Origin of the sequence: Dorea ammoniilytica, from assembly GCF_025567415.1 — a bacterium.
Classification (GTDB): Bacteria; Bacillota; Clostridia; order Lachnospirales; family Lachnospiraceae; genus Claveliimonas; species Claveliimonas ammoniilytica.
In genome coordinates, this window is record NZ_JAOQJV010000007.1 from 1 (window position 1) to 17,889 (window position 17,889).

Here is a 17,889-nt window from a genome sequence, read left to right on the forward strand (position 1 = left end):
CTTCGCCGTCGGGGTGATTACCCTACGCATTACCTGAGGTTCATGTCAAGGCTGGCGGACGGCTTAGAAAACCTATAACGTGGTAACGTCAATCCCACGAAAAAAATGATTGACCCTTAATTAATCATATGTTTTTGTTTAAATATTCTAATGGTTTAAAATATGAACAATCAACAGAGATACAAAAAAACCCCATATAGGACTTTTATATTTCATTGTCCTATATGAGGGTAGCATATCATTCTGGCACCCGGAGGTGTGATATATCTTTCAATATTCTTTTTATAATAGTTTCTATACTACGATGAACTCACACTTTTTTCAACCAATACTTTTAACCCAAAATAATATCCTGGCAGTTAAAAACCACCAGGATATTATCTACATTATAAATGAAGGGAAAATTATTGTTCTATCTCTTCCATAACCGGTACTTCCTCAATCTGGGAAAGCAGTTTTCTAGAAAGAACTGCTACTCCGGCAGCAGACGCACATTCCAGAATTCCAAGGAATACCATCCCGATTTCCGCCGAAATCTGATCATATTCGCCGGTTATCATGAAATAAATACAACTGAAAACTGTAACGCCAGCAAAGAGTGCTCCAAACACGCCACATCTGCAAAGCCTTGCCGGTCCATTCTTATGTTGTTTCGCTGTCATTTCGTCCGTGATCTTCATAGAAGTCGCAATGCCGATCCATGCAAATAAAAGCGGAACAAAATATACTAACCAGCTTAAATATACGGCAAGATCGCTGATACTCTGACAGGAATGTGTACCAGTAAGTACAAATGCTGCCGTCATAACCGCAATTAAAATCGCAGCATATTTATTTATCTTAGAAACGTAATCCGAATCGCAGATATAATGCATCTTAATCGCAATCGGCTGTGTCTGTACTGTCCTGTTTGTTTCCTGTGTCTTCGTTTCAGTCATAATCAATCATCCTCTTATCTGTTATATTTTAGAGAGTCCGTCCGCCATCCATCAAGATAATCTGACCATGTATATATGAACTCTCTGGAGCTGCCAGGAAGCATGCAAGATTTGCAATATCTTCCGGATATCCAAATCTTCCGATCGGGATTTTAGCCATCAGCTGCTCCTTTGACTCTTCTGTCGGATATAACGTATCAAACAAATCCGTAACAATAACACGTGGTGCAATGGCATTTACATTCACGCCGTTCTTGCCGAATTCCTTTGATACCGTACGCATCAGACCATGCTGGCCTGATTTGGATGCAGCATAATGTGCTCCTCCTCCGGTTCCGGTAATACCGGAACCAGATGTTACAAAGATAATCCGTCCTTCATCTTCAGGTTTCTTATCAGCAAAACAATCATAAAAAGCTTTGACTGTATAGAATGATCCACTCAGATTGATAGAGATAACTCTCTCCCATTCTGCCGGTTCGATCTCAGCAATTGTATGTTTTCTGCTGACACCCGCATTAATTACAAGAATATCTATCTTACCAAAAGCATCTACCAGTTGCTGCTTTGCCTGAACCAAAGACTCATAATTTGAGACATCGGCTGCTGCGAACACGCATTTATATCCTTTTGCTGTGAATTCTTCCTGAGCCGCAAGTCCTGTAGCTTTATCAAAATCAATAATTCCCACAGCTGCACCGCTCTCAGCCATTTTCTCCGCGATACTTCTTCCGATACCTTTAGCTGCGCCAGTCACTACGGCTGTCTTTCCTTTTAAACTTAAATTCATTTCAATTTCACCTCAACTGTCTAACTGCGTGTGTACAAATCTGTTCTAACTTGCAGGCACTGCTTAACTTAAAATGTCAACGATTTTCTGAATATCCTGCTCCATTCCCATACCTGTCAGGAAAGACAGTGCACGGATTACCGGAATCTTGTCATTAGAATAACTTGTTGTGGTTACAATAAGATCAGCTCCAGCCATCTTAGACTCAATCTCAGCTACTTTACACTGAACGATCTCAGCCTGAACATTTGCTTTTGCAAGTGCCTCTTTGATTTTTACACATACTACTGTTGATGTTGCAATACCTGTTCCGCAGGCAACGATTACTTTTTTCATAGATAGATAACTCCTTTCAATTCAACCTTTAAAGTCCTTTTAAATTATGCTCTAATTATTTTGCTGCATTAGCGGCTTCAACCTGAGCCTTAACGTCATTTCTTGTCCAGTACCACAGTCCAAAGTAGATAACTGCTACAGCAATACCTGCGATGAACATTGGCATGTTAGCTGGATCACAAAGTTTAGCAAATACCCATACAAGAATATGGCATGATGCATCGATACCAGAAATCTGTGTTGCACCTTCTGGGAAAGCGAATCCTACAGCTTTACCCATTGCTGTTGTAGCCTCAGCCATGTTAGTAGCGATGAACAGGATACCACACATCATAACTGAAGAGCTAAGTACGCTTCGTACGATGTTACCACGGGAAGCAACTACTGCCCAGATTACTGTGAATGGAAGTACAGCAAAGTCAGCGTACGGAAGTAATCTGTTGTAAGGCAGAATGATTGCCAGCGCCAGTGTAATAGGGATCATGATCAGGGATACTGTTACAACTGTCGGATGTCCTGTAGCTACAGCTGCATCCAGACCAATGTATACTTCTTTTCCCGGGAATCTCTTCTGAATAAAGTTTCTTGCGCCTTCTGAAATAGGCATCAGACCTTCCATAAGCAGAGATACCATTCTAGGAAGAAGTACAAGTACAGCAGCCATGTTAACGCCTGTCAGAATAACCTGTTTTGAATCGTATCCGGCAAGTGCTCCGATAACAAGACCAAGAACAAGACCAAGGAACATAGGCTCACCGATGAAACCAAGTTTCTTCTTCAGTGTATCGCCTGTAACGTCCACTTTGTTAAGTCCTGGGATTTTATCCCATACACGATTCAGTGCGTAACATACAGGTGCCCATGCAACAGTCTCAGCATGTGGCAGACACACGCCTGGCAGTTCCAGGAAAGATCCCACTGCAGGTGCTGTCCAGTCAGCCAGCTTGAAAGTAACTACAGCGTGGATCAGTGCACACAGCAGACAAAGCGGAAGGCTTCCTGTTGCGTAGTAGATTACACCACCTGCAAAAATCAGATGCCAGTAATTCCAAATATCAACGTCCATCGTCTTTGTCATATTAAGTGCTAACATGATCATATTGACGATAAACAGGAGCGGAATCAGCATTACTGCAATTGGTGTAGCCCATGTAATAGAAGCTGCTACCGGCCAACCTACGTCCAGTACATTCAGACTTAAGTTCAATCTGTCAACCATTGCCTGTGCTGCTGCTCCTGCATAGCTACTGATCAGTCCGATAACCAGGTTAATTCCGATGAAACCAACACCTACTGTCAAACCTGCGCGGAATGACTTAACAAATCCCTGTCCCAGAATCAGACCAAAGATTGTCAGAATAATTGGAAGCATGGCACTTGCTCCCAGGTCCAAAATGTATTGAACCGCACTTGTGATAATACTCATAGTTTCTCATCCTCTCTTTCTTTTGTATTCCTTAAAGTGTCTATAAAATCATGGAATAAGCTATGCCATAAGCTTTTCCATAACTTCCTCAATTGTGTCCATATCTTCTGCCGCTTTTACGGTCTGCAGCACAGATACGTTCTGGCAGGTCTCTACCAGTTTAGAAAGCATTTCGATCTGATCATTTGGCTTCATAATAGCGAGCATAAAGATCACTTCAACGGATACAGTTGCTTCATCATCTCCCATAACCACAAAGTCCACAGGTTTGTCAAGAATGCCACAGAACACAGCTTTCTTATTAACATGAATAGCATCTGTATGTGGAATAGCCACTCCCATAGCTTCCATTGGAAGACCTGTTGGGAATACTTTTTCTCGTTCAATGACTGCCCCTGGGTAAGTATCTTTTACCCATCCTTTTTCAACCAGCACATTGCCCATCTCACGCAACACCCCGAATTTATCAGACGCATCTACCTTTGCTACAAGATAGCCTTTCTCAATATTTTCCTTTAAGATTTCCATACTTCTTTCTCCTTTTGTTATACATAATAAAATTTTCTTATATTTCGTCTGTATCAGCTACCTGGATAACTACCTTTACTTCCTCTGCATTTTTACTCTTCGTAAATCCTTCTTCCCAGTTATCAAGATCTGTGATCATAGTTACTACCTTCTCCGGATGTACCAGTCCCTCTTCCATCAGTTTTAAAGATGTTCTCCATGCACTTGGCTTCTGTGTTCTGGTTCCCATATAATGAATTTCTTTTGGGAAGAAAATACCTACGTTGACTTCATTGATATCTTTTGCAAATACACCAATCTGGACAACCTCACCCTTTTTACGAATCAGCTCAAATGAACGATTTAATGCCGGAATAGCACCGGAACATTCATAGATTTTGTCTGGTCCGATACCATCTGTCATCTCATTCATTACAGTTCCCAAATCTTCTTTCATCTGATCAACAATACGATCAAATCCGAGTGTTCTTGCAACTTCAAATCTCTTTTCATCTTTGGTAAGACCGGCAATAACTACTTTCGCACCCTGTGATTTACATACCATACCTGTCAGAAGTCCCATAGCTCCTGGTCCGAAAATCAACACTGTCTCCCCCGGCTTAACCTGTGATGTTTCCATGGCTCCATGTACGCAGCATGCAAGAGGCTCCGTCAAAGACGCCTGTAACAGACTTACTTTTTCTGGAAGTTTATGGATTCTCGCTTCATGGTTAATTACATATTCCGCAAATCCACCATCAGCCTGTGTGCCAAGTCCCTGTCTTGATGAGCAGAGATTATATTCTTCATTCTTGCAGTAAATACATTTGCCACAGGTCTTAAATGTCGTCTCACTTGTTACTCTGTCTCCCACCTTCAATTCTTTTACATCTGGTCCAACCTCTTCTACAATACCCGAAAACTCGTGACCCAGTGTAACCGGTGGTTTATTGCTGGCATACTCACCTGCCCATGTGTGAAGATCTGAACCACAGATTCCTGCATATACTACTCGGATCTTAACCAGATCACCGCTTACTTTCGGTTCCTCAACCTCTCGGATTTCCAAATTACCAGGTCCCTTTGCATATTTTACTAATGCTTTCATCGTCGTCCTCCTCTTTTGTCAGTCCATCATACGTGACATTGATTGCATTATCCATTATCTATTTAACAGTCTTCAGACTATTAATCGCATGTAACAGTTCTTCTGCTGTCGGCATTCGATCCAGCATATGTTTGATCTTTTCATTTCCGAAGATCATCATGACATCATATAATGCAGAATTAATACTTTCAGCACTCTGTATACTTATTCCTATAAGATATCTCACCGGATCATTCGATTCATGATGAAAATCCACCGGTTTTTTTAATCTAAGCAACGAGGCTGCTTCTTGTTTAACTCCCTCCAAGCAGTCTGCATGCGGAAGTGCTGTTCCCGGCCATATTACAACATAAGGACCATTTTCTTTTATGTTTTCCACCATTGCATCTACGTAAGCATCTGTCACGGCACCGCTATCTCTCAAAAGTATTCCAGATTGTCTGACAGCATCCTCCCAGTCATCTGCTTCATAATCAACCATCACTCTGTCCTGTGACAGAAGATTGTAAAAAGCACCTTGAATATCAGATTCTACCGGATTGATTACATCCAGCTGCATTTCTGGTATTTCTTTATCACCATCATCTTCTATTAATTCAAATACCTTACGCTGCACATCCAGCAAATCATCAGTATTCAATATTGCAGATCTAACGACCACACATGGCAGTTCACTCTCCAATGGGATCGTTGAAACAATCATTTGTGCCCCACTGTTTTGAATTTCTTTGGTATTATGCACAGACGAGACGCTGACAATATCGATCATCTCATCTAATGTATGCAGCTTTGCCAACATGAATTGCGCTGTACCTCTTCCGGTCTCGCATACCAATGCAACTTTAATTTTGGAATTCTTAGAGCTTTCTGCTTTTTCTTTTTCCAGTACAGATGCAAAATACAAAACCATAAAAGACATCTCGTCTTCGGAAAACTCTTTTCCTATATACTCTTCCAGGCTTCCGACATTTTCACGAATAATCGCAAAGATTTCCGGGTATTCCTGAAGCAAAGATTCTTTCAATGGATTTTTAAGCATTTCTCCTGACTGCAATCTGAATACAGCCGACCTCATGTGCGCTACCAGCAAATCATACAGTGAAAAATCCAGATAAAAATCAATTCCAAAACAATTTGATATATGATATAAAGTTTCTGCAATCAACAGGCGGATATCTAATGCATTTGCCTTATTAGATTTACTGTCTTTCAGATAACTTTTTCCCTTTAGACATTCTGCATAATACAAAATCTCTGATTCAGGAATCTCAAGACTATATCTTTTTTCTATAACTGCAAATAAATTACTGCTAAATTCATATTTGGAACTTCGTCTGAGATTTTTCCAATTTTCTTCATAATATGCAGGAATGATTTGATTATTATGAATACGATTTACAGCCAACGTCAGTTCCCTCACTGCTTCAAAGAAAGAATAATCCGAAAGAAAGGTCTGTTCTTCTTCCTCTTCCTGAATGATCAACTGTTTTATATCGTTATATATATTCATCCTGTCCATCTGGCGAACCATCAAACACCAGAATGCTCCCAGACTGTATCCCGTCTCATACTCATTGTCATCTCCGTTGACTTCAAGGAGTTTTAATATGCCTTTTCTCACATCTAATTCCGGCACATTAACAATGTAACCTCTGTGTACCTGCGAAATCAGTTCCATTTTATTTTCTTCAAACCATTTTTTGATTTCCGGAAGATCACGAAGAAGTGTGGTTCTGCTGACTCCAATTGTCTCTTTCAGCTGTTCTACCGTAACGTATCCTTTTGCGTTTAGCAGAATCATTACCAACACCGCTGCTCTCTCGTTCTTAGATAAAAAGTATGTATAAAATGTATGCTCACAAATAAATTTTTCAAAGGCGTGCACATCAACTCGGACGTCTGTATCAAAAAATACCTCTCCATCAGACCCAATTTGAATTACCGGAAGATCATATTCTATCAACGAGTCATTCAATTCCCTGATATCTGCACGGATAGATCTCTCCTGTACTTTGTATTTTTCAACCAGTTCCGTAACATTTTGTCTGCTGCCTAAAATTAATTCCCGTAATATTTTGTTACTTCTTCTGTTCATGCTGTCCTCCTCGATAGCCATATTATAAGTCATACTCTCGTCTCTCAAAAAGTCCCATCAAATGCAACTAAAATGCAAAGATTGGTATTATATACAAAAAGAAGTCATTTTTCGCGTAATTTTACGTAAAAAATGACTTCTTTTCTTAATATTTTGTTATGAAAATTATCTAATTCTTATTCAGTCATCCCATGTTGTCTATTCATTCTGTCCACCCAACAGATACCGGTAAATTGCTTCTGCACAGCCGCCATGATCATTATCGGCCACATTCACTTTGCATACTTCTCGTACGCACTCTCTCGCATTGCCCATTGCCACAGGCAGTCCTGCTACCTTCATCATCTTCACATCGTTATCAGAATCTCCCACTGCAATCGTATGTTCAAGTGGTATTTTGACGATTTCACAAAGTTGCTTTAACCCAATCCCCTTTGACATATGAAGCGGCGAGATTTCAAATCCTGTATCCTCTGCATAGACTACCGTCACTGGCAATTGAATGATTTGCTCAAACAATCTGTCTCGTATTCCAACGCTTGATGCATATACATTCATTTTCTCCATCGGAAAATGTTCTTTGCGATATGCATCATACAGGCCATCATAATGTTTGCCGGTCTTACGCTGCAGCTCCTTGTATCTCGTAACATAAAAATAATCCATACGCTCAGCATCGATGCTGTCTACAAGATTGCGACCTTTTGAATAGCCAATCAGCATACAGTCTTCGCCATCTATAATGTCTATGATTTTCTCAACGATTTCATCTGGAATCACAGTTGATGATAAAATTTCCTTTGTCTCCGAATCATAAAGCAATGCTCCGTTTTCACACACAAAATACCGCACATTCTGCAATTCATTTTCCTCATACGGTTCTATTTCACCAACTGCCCGTCCTGTGCAGACCGCTATCCTCTTCCCCAGTTCAACGGCTCTCGCAATTGCCTCCCGCGAAGATTCACTTACTTTATTTTTACTGGTCAGAAGCGTTCCATCCATATCAAACGCGATTAAATCATATCCACTCATGTTTTACTCCTATAACTATATCTCTTACTTACATTTCTTTCTGGAAATCCGTCCATGGAATATTCAGCGTCGCCCCCTCATTAAGCAGCGCATTCACATGCATCAGCAACGGAAAATCAGACTCTTTCACCTTTCCTGCTTTTGCAAGGGCTTTCACTGCGCGAGCGGTTCTTGTAGCAATAACTACTGCTTCCAGTGTCTGCCCTTTCAGCTGTTCCATAACCTCATCGATAGACAGTCCTTTACCAAGGAGGAGTCCCACTGTACGGCTTCGTCCTGCTGCAACTGTTACATTCAGATCGCCGGCAGCATACATGATATTATCCACACCGCCACCGACAATTTTAAGCAGATCTAGCATCTCTTTCACACTCTCCTGGAACAGGGCTGCTTCAGAATTATTGTGATTAATTCCATCATCGCCTGCTTTCTCAGCCATACCGATAGCAAGCGCTGTTCCCAGTGCATAGCCATTTTTTAAAGCAACTGCACACTCCAGCCCTACCACATCCAATGTCAGGCTGATCACATAATAATCAGTTGCAAACAGACTCCGGATCCAGTGCAATGTTTCCATCTTCGGTCCGCAATATCCGACAAAAGACGGATCGTGATCTGCCAGATCTCTTGCGGTACAAGGCCCGCCGATCGCATAGATTTCCTGTTTACTTCCTTCTGGTAATTTACTCATCCAGTATTCTGGATAAGTCTGCATCGTTCCATCTTCATAATCCAGCATTCCTTTTGTCACAGAAATTACCGGGACGCTCTCATCAAGTATCGGGAGTATCTTATCTGCAAACCAGTCTACGCCAAAGCTTGACACACCACATACGATCAGATCAGCACCCTGGATTGCCGCTTCTTTTTCGCTCTCTTTGTAATAATGAATACCGTCATGTAGTGTGCGAAGCAGATTCACATGATAATTATCCTCTCTCAGTCTGTCGATAACCTGATCATCTAACGGACTTCCTACCAGTCGCACCTCATGTCCATTTTCATACAATGGAAATGTAAGTGCCGATGCCATCTGTCCTGCTCCGATTAATGTGATTGTGCTCATTGTGTCGTCCTCCTCTTAGCCGTGTTTCTTTCTCAACTCTCTGCGCAATACGCTTCGATCCCATTCATACTGTTCCTCTTCCGTCTCAATGATAAGTTCCGGAACTATCGTTGGCTTACCATCTTCCCCTACTGCTACCTCTGTTGCATATGCACAGTTAATCAGAAACTGTTCTCCTGTTACCGTCTCTGCATAAGTCTCCACTTTGACATCCATAGATGTATGTCCTGCATAGACAATCTTTGCCTTGAGCACGACCGTATCTCCCGGATAAGCTCCCCGCAGAAACTGCAGATTATTAAACGATGCTGTGATGATCGGTCTGTGTGCATGTCTCTTTGCCGCCATTGCTGCAGTCTCGTCAATCCACTGCATCAGTTGGCCTCCGAACAGACGCCCCGCACTGTTCAAATGATTCATTCTTACCAGATGAACACTTTCCAGCTGCGAATCCACCACACGTTTTTTTCCTCTTTCCATACTTAATCCTCTCTTTTCTGATCTGATATATTAATCAGAGATTATCGCCTTTCTCTATACTACTATGAACGAACATTTTTTTCAACCGATTCTTTTCAAAACATTCACCGCGTTCGTTCTCCATATACGTTCAAGTTGATCCTCGCTCACACCTTTCTTACGAAGCATCTCCCATAATTTTGACATATCAGATACCTTCTGGATTGGCTCGTATGCCTGTACACTATATCCATCTACATCCGTACCGATTGCCGGAAATTCACTTCCTCCGACATTGATCATATGGAGAACGTGTGCTGCCATTGCTTCCAGTTCCATGCCAGGTGACAGGTTTTCACCAAGAAACATCGGGAACAGATTCAATCCTGCTACACCTCCAGCTTCTGCAAGTCTGCGGATCATTTCGTCGGTCAGATTCCTCGGATGCCTGCATAATGCACGGCAATTAGAATGTGATGCGACAACCGGACCGTCTGTACATTCCAGAATATCCCGGAAAGACTGGTCTGATGCATGAGACACATCAATAATCATTCCCAACTCTCCGGCACGGTTTATGATCTCTTTACCAAACTTTGTAAGTCCCTTTGCCATAAGTTCAGGCTCACGACTGTTAGGATGACCCAGACAGTTCGTATAGTTCCACATCGGTGTCATCAGACGTACGCCCTTCTCCCACAATTCTTCCAGACGCTGTGCTTTTCCGTTAATAATTCCTCCTTCTTCTATTGTTAAAACTGCTGATATCTGACCGTTCTGTTCATTTTTCAGTATGTCCTCATAGTTTCCTGCCATGCATATTTCTTCGGAATATTTCTCGCAGTTTTTCTTTAACAGCTCTATCATAGCCAGTGCCTGCTCGTAACATTTCTCATAATCCATATTCTGCTCTTCCAGGCAGGTAAAACATGCAAAGAACTGTGCCAGTGTCCCGGCTTCTTTCATCGCAGGAATACTGACACTCCACGGATTCTCCATCAGATCATACTCATTCTGCTGTATCATTTTCCACAGGGTATCACAATGCATATCAATCAAATTCATAGTCCCACTCCTTTCCCATCTCGAACCACATATGAAATTCCTGTGTCCCGCTGGACATAGGGAAGCCTTTTCTGCTATACTGTATGTGTTTTCAATACTGTTAATTATCACATTTTATAATAGAGGTGTCAATTATGCGAAATATACGTTTAACTATAGAGTACGACGGCAGCCGTTATCAGGGTTGGTCACGTCTGGGCAAAAATGAATCAACCAATACCATTTCCAACAAGATTCTGGATGTAATCAAAAAAATGTCCGGTGAAGATGTGGAACTTTTCTGCGGCATGCGTACCGAAGTCGGCGTCCACGCCTACGGACAACTAGCGAATTTCAAGACTTCATCCCGAATGGATCTTACAGAGATGCAGCGGTATCTGAACCGTTATCTTCCGATGGACATCGCCATTACTGATATTGAGGAAATGCCGGAACGCTTTCATGCGCAGCTTAACGCCAAGCGTAAGGTCTATGTGTACCGCATGATCACCGGCGCTGTACCAAGCGTATTTGACCGTAAGTATGCATACCACTGCTTCCGTCATCCGGATAAAGAACTGATGGATGAGGCGGCTGATCTTCTGATCGGCAAACACGACTTCCGCAATTTTACCTCTGCCGGTAAGTCAAAATCCACTGTAAAAGAGATTTATAATATCGAAATCTATGCAGACCCTGAAGAAATGCAGATTACCATTGAGGCCAATGATTTTCTCCACAATATGCAGAGACTGATCATAGGTACACTGATCGATATCGGTCTGGAGAAACGCCCGGTCAGTGATATCCGCGCAATCTTTCGCGGCGAAGAATCTGCATCACTCCCTTGTGATCCAAAGGGTATGTATCTGCAGGAGATTCAATACTAGAAAAACATCACACATAATTTCATACACACAGCAAAAGGCAGGATACTTTAACGTCCTGCCTTTCTTACTCAATATCATGATGCCAGGGTCAAAAGGTCTAAATCCACATGAGCTTGCTCATAAGTGGATGAAAGGCCTTGAGACCCGCCCCAATATGAGCCTAAAAGTGGGATGACAATCCCACGATATGCGAATAATTGGGAGGATTGTGGGAGTGCAAAGCACGGAACAATCCGTAGGCATCATAGTTGGGGCTTTTGACCCCAACATCATATCATATTCGTGGTATATTACAATCTTTTTGCAATCGCCTTAATAAAGTCTTCACTGTTCAACACTGTCGGATTCTCAAGTGAGGTGATCAGTGCCAGGTCTTTTGTCATTTCACCTGCCTCAATCGTATCAATTGTAGCCTTTTCCAGTTTATCTGCAAATGCCATGAGTTCTGCATTATCATCCAACTCACCGCGTTTTCTGAGTGCACCTGTCCATGCGAAGATTGTTGCTACAGAGTTGGTCGAAGTCTCTTCCCCTTTCAAATGCTTGTAATAATGTCTCTGTACCGTACCATGCGCTGCCTCATACTCATAATAACCATCCGGAGATACCAGTACAGAAGTCATCATTGCCAGGGAGCCAAATGCAGAAGATACCATATCGCTCATCACGTCTCCGTCATAATTCTTACATGCCCAGATGTATCCGCCTTCAGACTTCATCACTCTTGCCACTGCATCATCGATCAGTGTATAAAAATACGTGATTCCTGCCTGCTCGAATTTGTCTTTGTACTCTGTATCGAACAGTTCCTGGAAAACGTCTTTGAATGTATGGTCATACTTCTTGGAGATCGTATCCTTGCTTGCAAACCACAGATCCTGCTTCGTATCTAATGCATAGTTAAAGCAGCTTCTTGCAAAGCTCTCAATCGATGCGTTGATATTATGCATTCCCTGAATGATGCCTTCTCCTGTAAAATTATGGATCAGTTCTCTCGTCTCCGTACCATCTTCTGCGGTATATACCAATTCTGCTTTTCCTGGTCCCGGTATCTTCATTTCACTCGCGCGGTATACATCCCCATATGCATGTCTCGCAATAGTAATCGGCTTCTTCCAGGTACGGACATATGGTTCAATACCTTTTACCTTGATCGGAGCACGAAATACGGTTCCGTCCAGAATCGCACGAATCGTTCCATTCGGGCTCTTCCACATTTCTTTCAGGTCATACTCCGTCATGCGGGCTGCATTTGGTGTGATCGTAGCACATTTCACTGCAACACCGTATTTCTTAGTCGCATTAGCTGCGTCAACGGTCACCTGGTCATTCGTCTCATTACGGTATTCCAGTCCCAGATCATAGTACTCTGTATTCAGATCAATATATGGCTCCAGAAGATTCTCCTTGATCAGCTTCCAGAGGATTCTTGTCATTTCGTCACCATCCATCTCTACGAGAGGGGTTGTCATCTTAATCTTTGCCATTATGATTCTCCTTTTCTGTCCTTCGATGTTATCCTTCGATGTGAAGATTCTCCATTACTTTCATAACATGCTCGTCCGCTAATTTTTCTGCAAGATCAGCATCCTTTGCTTTGATCGCATCCAGAATCGCACGGTGCTCTTCAATAGACTGCTCTGCACGATCCGGTGCTCCAACAGACATCTGTCTGGTCATCTTGACATATTTATGAAAATCTGTCAGCAGATGCTCCAGAATGCGGCTGTTGGATGCTTCATACAATACTTTGTGGAACTTGCTGTCAAGTTCTGATACCTGGATAGTCTTTACCTTCCCATTACGTTTCAGATGAAATTCAGATAAGAGTAACGTCTCTTCCATATCTAAAATCTGCTGTTCCGTAATATTCTTGGTTGCCCATCTGGCACAGAGGCCTTCCAGTAGTGACCGAATCTTATAAATATCTTCTACATCTTTTCTGGAAATGGACGTCACATACGCACCTTTATTCGGAACGATCGTTACCAGACCTTCCAGCTCCAACTGCCTGAGTGCCTCTCGCACCGGCGTCCGGCTTACGCCAAGCTTCTCTCCCAATGTGACTTCTCGTAGCTCTTCACCATCCTGATAGACCCCCGATAAAATTTCTTCTCTGATTTTTTGAAATACCTTTCCCCGCAGGGACTGATCCTGATATTCTTCCATCATTACATCTCTCCATAACTATATAATCGAAACGCCTAACTGATCGCACGCTTCGTCAATAACTCCCAGCAGTTCTTCATCGGTCAGTACCGTAATACGTCCGCCTTCGTACTGTTCATCTACCCAGCTCTTTACCATAGCTACCAGTTCTGTATTCTTATCTACCTGTTTTTCCTCCGGCAAATGGAAATAGCTGTTGATCCAGTGAGCAATTCCTGCCAACCCAGATGTATTAGACACTGCTACCAGTGGCGCTCTGTTCAGGAACTTCTCTGTATCGAAGATGTTGTAAATCTCTTCATTCTTCAGCAGACCATCTGCATGAATACCTGCTCTTGTTACATTAAAGTTCTTACCAACGAACGGTGTTCTGGACGGAACACGGTAACCAATCTCTTTTTCATAATAATCAGCCAGTTCTGTGATTACGGTTGTATCCATGCCATCCAGCGTTCCCCGAAGCTGTGCATACTCGAATACCATTGCTTCCAGCGGTGTATTACCGGTACGCTCTCCGATACCGAAAAGCGAACAGTTCACGCCACTTGCTCCGTAGAGCCATGCTGTCGTTGAATTGCTGACTGCTTTATAGAAATCATTGTGACCATGGAACTCGATCAGTTCACTCGGCACACCCGCATGTACACGAAGACCATAGACAATACCAGGGATAGATCTCGGGATTACAGCTCCCGGATAGTTTACACCATAACCCATCGTATCACAGACACGGATCTTCACCGGAATCTGATACTCTTCCATCAACTTCATCAATTCCAGACAGAACGGAATCACAAACCCGTAAATGTCTGATCTGGTAATATCCTCCAAATGACATCTTGGACTTACCCCGGTCTCCAGACATTCTCTGATCACGGACAGATAATGATTCATACATTCTCTTCTGGTCATTTTCATTTTATAGAAAATATGATAATCAGAACAGCTTACCAGAATACCTGTCTCCGGCATACCAAGATCCTTTACCAGTTCAAAGTCTTTTTTGCTAGCTCTGATCCAGCTTGTTACTTCTGGAAATTTATATCCGCGCTCCATACATTTGTACACAGCATCACGGTCCTTCTTACTGTACAGGAAGAACTCGCTCTGACGAATCTTACCATTCGGACCTCCAAGTTTATGAAAATAATCATAAATGTCTACGATCTGCTGAGTACTGTAAGGTGCTCTTGACTGCTGTCCGTCGCGGAACGTAGTATCTGTAATCCAGATCTCATCCGGCATACAGTGTGGAACAATTCTGTCATTAAACGCAATCTTCGGAATTTCATCATAATGAAACAGATTCCTGAACACGTTTGGTGTATCCACATCTACCAATGGATACATATGCTCCTCTAGCTGCAGCAGATTAGAATGTTTATTTAAATATACTTTTCTGTTCTCCATGTGTCTTCACTCCTCATTAAGCATTCACCTTTGTATGAAACAATCTTGTATCATTGTATACATTAATACATGTTCTGTCAAGGTCGTTTCACGAACAATTTAGCACTTTTCCCTATTCAAGTCGAACGTCCGTGAGACTTGGCGCGTGATTCTGGTCAGCGAAGCTGACATATTCTTATCAGAATCACTGCGCATCCTCGCGGAGCGTTTATCTCAGTCGCAGATTGGACTCCCACTGAGACAAATTCGCTATTACTCACCACCTGAAGCGGTGGGAGTCTTCTCGACTGAGATAAACAAAACGGCAGCACAGATTATTCTCTGTACTGCCACTTTTACCATACTATATTCACTAATACAGATATGTTAAGTTGTTATCCTATAATGTCGCATCAATCTCGTGCGGTTTCAGGCCTTCTTTTTCCAATGCCGCAAGTATTTCTTTCTTGTGCCCGGTTCCAAATGCTTCCATCGTAATCCGAAGCTCTACTGCCGCATGGCGGTTGGTAGATACGAACTGATTATGCTCCAGCTTGATTACATTACCTTTTGCTGCTGCAATGATAGATGCTACCCTGGCAAGCTCACCTGGCTTATCCGGAAGCTGTACTGCTACAGAGAAGATACGGTCTCTCTGGATCAGTCCAAGCTGTACAATAGAGGACATTGTGATCACATCCATATTACCACCACTGAGGATCGCAACTGCTTTCTTACCCTTCAGATCTAACTGTTTCAACGCTGCCACACTTAAGAGTCCGGAGTTCTCTACAACCATCTTATGGTTTTCTACCATATCAAGGAAAGCGGTTACCAGTTCATGATCTTCCACCAACAGAATATCATCTACATTCTCCTGTACATACGGCAGATTCTTATCGCCAACTTTCTTAACAGCAGTACCGTCTGCAATAGTGTCTGCACTGTCAAGTTCTACAGGTTCTCCGGCTTTTAACGCTGCTGTCATGCTGGCTGCATTTGCAGGCTCCACACCAATCACTTTAATCTTCGGATTCAGCATCTTAGCAAGCGTAGATACACCTGTGATCAGACCGCCGCCACCGATTGGTGCCAGAATATAATCAACAGTCGGAAGTTCCTGAATAATCTCCATGGTAATGGATCCCTGTCCGGTAGCCACATCCAGATCATTAAATGGATGTACAAAGGTGTATCCTTCTTCTTCGGCAAGCTTCATAGCATATGCACACGCATCATCGTATACATCTCCATGCAAAATGACCTCTGCGCCATAGCTCTTGGTACGGTTAACCTTGATCAGTGGTGTGACTGTCGGCATTACCACGATTGCCTTGCAGCCGAATTTCTGTGCTGCATATGCCACGCCCTGCGCATGGTTTCCTGCAGATGCCGTGATCAGTCCGCGGTTTCTCTCTTCTTCTGTCAGGGTACTGATCTTATAGTAAGCACCACGCACCTTGTATGCACCTGTAAACTGCATATTTTCCGGCTTCAAATAAATCTTGCCTCCGGTCTGTTCACTCAGATATTCACTGTATAACAGCTTGGTAGGATTGGTTACCTTTTTGACCACCTCACTGGCCTCTTCAAACTTCTCTAATGTCAGCATAGTTTCCTCCTCGTTCGTATGTCTGTTCCGCCATCTGTTCTGTATCTTATTATTTTAAATGTCTATTCCTTTTCACCATCTTCCTCTTCCGGGGTAAACAATGCTTTTACAAACTGATCCGGGTCAAATCTCTGCAGATCTTCCATCTTCTCGCCTACACCGATATATTTGACCGGAATACCAAGCTCAGCCTGTACCGCTACAGCGATACCTCCCTTAGCTGTTCCGTCCATCTTGGTAAGAATGATACCGGTAATGTCTGCAACTTCTTTAAATTCTTTTGCCTGCTGCAACGCATTCTGACCAGTCGTCGCATCCAGTACAACCAGCGTCTCGCGGCATGCTTCCGGATATTCACGGTCGATGATACGGTTCATCTTACGCAGCTCTTCCATCAGATTCTTTTTATTGTGCAGTCTTCCGGCAGTATCGCACAGCAGGATATCCGCATGTCTCGCTTTGGCTGCCGCTACCGCATCATATACAACTGCAGCCGGATCAGAGCCTTCCTGTCCTCCGATCAGTTCTGCATGTGCGCGGTCTGCCCATTCCTTTAACTGCTCACCTGCAGCAGCACGAAAAGTATCTGCAGCAGCCACGATAACACGCTTACCCTGTGCATGATACTGTCCTGCCAACTTACCGATCGTAGTCGTCTTACCGACACCGTTAACTCCGACTACCATAATTACCGGATTCATTTCCTCAAATTCATATTCTACCGCGCCTACGCTCATCTGATCTCTGATGCTTTCGATCAGCAGTTCACGGCAGTCTGCCGGATTCTTGATATGACGTTCTTTAACCTTTTCTTTCAGATCATCCAGAATATCATAGGTCGCTGTCACGCCAAGGTCTCCCATGATCATAACCTCTTCCAGCTCTTCATAAAAATCATCGTCAATGGAAGAGAACCCGCCAAATACGCTGTCCATTCCGGATACGATATTATCTCTGGTCTTATTAAGTCCTTCTACCAGACGTCCAAAAAAACCTTTTTCTTCTGACATACTTTCCTCCTGTCA

Annotated in this window: 17 protein-coding genes; 1 reads left to right on the forward strand and 16 read right to left on the reverse strand. The window is 42.8% G+C overall.

All coding sequences use genetic code 11. The features are described 5' to 3' along the window. Positions 1-404 precede the first annotated feature (404 nt). The 11 genes from OCV65_RS06965 to OCV65_RS07015 form a co-directional block, all read right to left on the reverse strand. Complete coding sequence (locus OCV65_RS06965) at positions 405-938, reverse strand: hypothetical protein (RefSeq protein WP_262581459.1); 534 nt, start codon at positions 936-938, stop codon at positions 405-407. 28 nt (positions 939-966) lie between these two features. Next, positions 967-1,728, reverse strand: coding sequence for an SDR family NAD(P)-dependent oxidoreductase (locus OCV65_RS06970; RefSeq protein ID WP_262581460.1), 762 nt, complete (start codon positions 1,726-1,728; stop codon positions 967-969). A 63-nt stretch (positions 1,729-1,791) separates the two neighbouring features. Further along, on the reverse strand, positions 1,792-2,064 hold the full coding sequence (locus OCV65_RS06975) for a PTS sugar transporter subunit IIB (RefSeq protein ID WP_262581461.1): 273 nt from the start codon (positions 2,062-2,064) through the stop codon (positions 1,792-1,794). Between the two features lie 55 nt (positions 2,065-2,119). Then, a complete protein-coding gene (locus OCV65_RS06980) occupies positions 2,120-3,490 on the reverse strand; it encodes a PTS galactitol transporter subunit IIC (RefSeq protein WP_262581462.1) in 1,371 nt (456 codons plus the stop codon). A gap of 60 nt (positions 3,491-3,550) precedes the next feature. Further along, entirely contained in the window at positions 3,551-4,018 is a 468-nt protein-coding gene (locus OCV65_RS06985; protein WP_262581463.1) for a PTS sugar transporter subunit IIA, read from the reverse strand. A 37-nt stretch (positions 4,019-4,055) separates the two neighbouring features. Further along, a complete protein-coding gene (locus tag OCV65_RS06990; protein WP_262581464.1) occupies positions 4,056-5,105 on the reverse strand; it encodes a zinc-binding dehydrogenase in 1,050 nt (349 codons plus the stop codon). Between the two features lie 58 nt (positions 5,106-5,163). Further along, entirely contained in the window at positions 5,164-7,200 is a 2,037-nt protein-coding gene (locus tag OCV65_RS06995) for a BglG family transcription antiterminator (RefSeq protein ID WP_262581465.1), read from the reverse strand. 198 nt (positions 7,201-7,398) lie between these two features. After that, positions 7,399-8,235, reverse strand: a complete 837-nt coding sequence (locus OCV65_RS07000; protein ID WP_262581466.1) for a Cof-type HAD-IIB family hydrolase — start codon at positions 8,233-8,235, stop codon at positions 7,399-7,401. A 28-nt stretch (positions 8,236-8,263) separates the two neighbouring features. Further along, positions 8,264-9,301 (reverse strand): NAD(P)-binding domain-containing protein, encoded by a 1,038-nt coding sequence (locus tag OCV65_RS07005; RefSeq protein WP_262581467.1) that lies wholly within the window; start codon positions 9,299-9,301, stop codon positions 8,264-8,266. A gap of 15 nt (positions 9,302-9,316) precedes the next feature. Further along, the gene (locus OCV65_RS07010) at positions 9,317-9,781 is read right to left on the reverse strand and encodes an acyl-CoA thioesterase (RefSeq protein WP_118383507.1); all 465 of its coding nucleotides are present in this window, start codon (positions 9,779-9,781) and stop codon (positions 9,317-9,319) included. An 81-nt stretch (positions 9,782-9,862) separates the two neighbouring features. Beyond that, on the reverse strand, positions 9,863-10,825 hold the full coding sequence (locus tag OCV65_RS07015) for a dipeptidase (RefSeq protein ID WP_262581468.1): 963 nt from the start codon (positions 10,823-10,825) through the stop codon (positions 9,863-9,865). Between the two features lie 134 nt (positions 10,826-10,959). Between OCV65_RS07015 and truA the strand changes: the two genes are divergently transcribed. Then, complete coding sequence (truA, locus tag OCV65_RS07020) at positions 10,960-11,694, forward strand: tRNA pseudouridine(38-40) synthase TruA (RefSeq protein ID WP_262581469.1); 735 nt, start codon at positions 10,960-10,962, stop codon at positions 11,692-11,694. Between the two features lie 290 nt (positions 11,695-11,984). On the opposite strand, the gene OCV65_RS07025 is transcribed toward truA, so the two are convergent. The 5 genes from OCV65_RS07025 to ftsY form a co-directional block, all read right to left on the reverse strand. Continuing rightward, positions 11,985-13,181 (reverse strand): NADP-dependent isocitrate dehydrogenase, encoded by a 1,197-nt coding sequence (locus tag OCV65_RS07025; RefSeq protein WP_262581470.1) that lies wholly within the window; start codon positions 13,179-13,181, stop codon positions 11,985-11,987. Between the two features lie 28 nt (positions 13,182-13,209). Continuing rightward, positions 13,210-13,863, reverse strand: a complete 654-nt coding sequence (locus OCV65_RS07030) for a GntR family transcriptional regulator (RefSeq protein WP_118383563.1) — start codon at positions 13,861-13,863, stop codon at positions 13,210-13,212. 18 nt (positions 13,864-13,881) lie between these two features. Then, positions 13,882-15,273: a beta/alpha barrel domain-containing protein gene (locus OCV65_RS07035; protein WP_262581471.1), complete on the reverse strand. Its 1,392-nt coding sequence runs from the start codon at positions 15,271-15,273 to the stop codon at positions 13,882-13,884. Between the two features lie 379 nt (positions 15,274-15,652). Next, positions 15,653-16,864, reverse strand: coding sequence for a threonine ammonia-lyase (gene ilvA / locus OCV65_RS07040; RefSeq protein WP_118383502.1), 1,212 nt, complete (start codon positions 16,862-16,864; stop codon positions 15,653-15,655). A 62-nt stretch (positions 16,865-16,926) separates the two neighbouring features. Next, positions 16,927-17,874, reverse strand: a complete 948-nt coding sequence (gene ftsY, locus OCV65_RS07045; RefSeq protein ID WP_262581472.1) for a signal recognition particle-docking protein FtsY — start codon at positions 17,872-17,874, stop codon at positions 16,927-16,929. Between the last annotated feature and the right edge of the window lie 15 nt (positions 17,875-17,889).

Bases quoted from the DNA above. Each gene is read 5' to 3' on its own strand.
- OCV65_RS06975 (WP_262581461.1), bottom strand. From the start codon at position 2,064: ATGAAAAAAGTAATCGTTGCCTGCGGAACAGGTATTGCAACATCAACA.
- OCV65_RS07005 (WP_262581467.1), bottom strand. From the start codon at position 9,301: ATGAGCACAATCACATTAATCGGAGCAGGACAGATGGCATCGGCACTT.
- OCV65_RS06965 (WP_262581459.1), bottom strand. From the start codon at position 938: ATGACTGAAACGAAGACACAGGAAACAAACAGGACAGTACAGACACAG.
- OCV65_RS07010 (WP_118383507.1), bottom strand. From the start codon at position 9,781: ATGGAAAGAGGAAAAAAACGTGTGGTGGATTCGCAGCTGGAAAGTGTT.
- OCV65_RS07030 (WP_118383563.1), bottom strand. From the start codon at position 13,863: ATGGAAGAATATCAGGATCAGTCCCTGCGGGGAAAGGTATTTCAAAAA.
- OCV65_RS07035 (WP_262581471.1), bottom strand. From the start codon at position 15,273: ATGGAGAACAGAAAAGTATATTTAAATAAACATTCTAATCTGCTGCAG.
- ilvA (WP_118383502.1), bottom strand. From the start codon at position 16,864: ATGCTGACATTAGAGAAGTTTGAAGAGGCCAGTGAGGTGGTCAAAAAG.
- OCV65_RS06990 (WP_262581464.1), bottom strand. From the start codon at position 5,105: ATGAAAGCATTAGTAAAATATGCAAAGGGACCTGGTAATTTGGAAATC.
- truA (WP_262581469.1), top strand. From the start codon at position 10,960: ATGCGAAATATACGTTTAACTATAGAGTACGACGGCAGCCGTTATCAG.
- OCV65_RS06980 (WP_262581462.1), bottom strand. From the start codon at position 3,490: ATGAGTATTATCACAAGTGCGGTTCAATACATTTTGGACCTGGGAGCA.
- OCV65_RS07015 (WP_262581468.1), bottom strand. From the start codon at position 10,825: ATGAATTTGATTGATATGCATTGTGATACCCTGTGGAAAATGATACAG.
- ftsY (WP_262581472.1), bottom strand. From the start codon at position 17,874: ATGTCAGAAGAAAAAGGTTTTTTTGGACGTCTGGTAGAAGGACTTAAT.
- OCV65_RS07025 (WP_262581470.1), bottom strand. From the start codon at position 13,181: ATGGCAAAGATTAAGATGACAACCCCTCTCGTAGAGATGGATGGTGAC.
- OCV65_RS07000 (WP_262581466.1), bottom strand. From the start codon at position 8,235: ATGAGTGGATATGATTTAATCGCGTTTGATATGGATGGAACGCTTCTG.
- OCV65_RS06995 (WP_262581465.1), bottom strand. From the start codon at position 7,200: ATGAACAGAAGAAGTAACAAAATATTACGGGAATTAATTTTAGGCAGC.
- OCV65_RS06985 (WP_262581463.1), bottom strand. From the start codon at position 4,018: ATGGAAATCTTAAAGGAAAATATTGAGAAAGGCTATCTTGTAGCAAAG.
- OCV65_RS06970 (WP_262581460.1), bottom strand. From the start codon at position 1,728: ATGAATTTAAGTTTAAAAGGAAAGACAGCCGTAGTGACTGGCGCAGCT.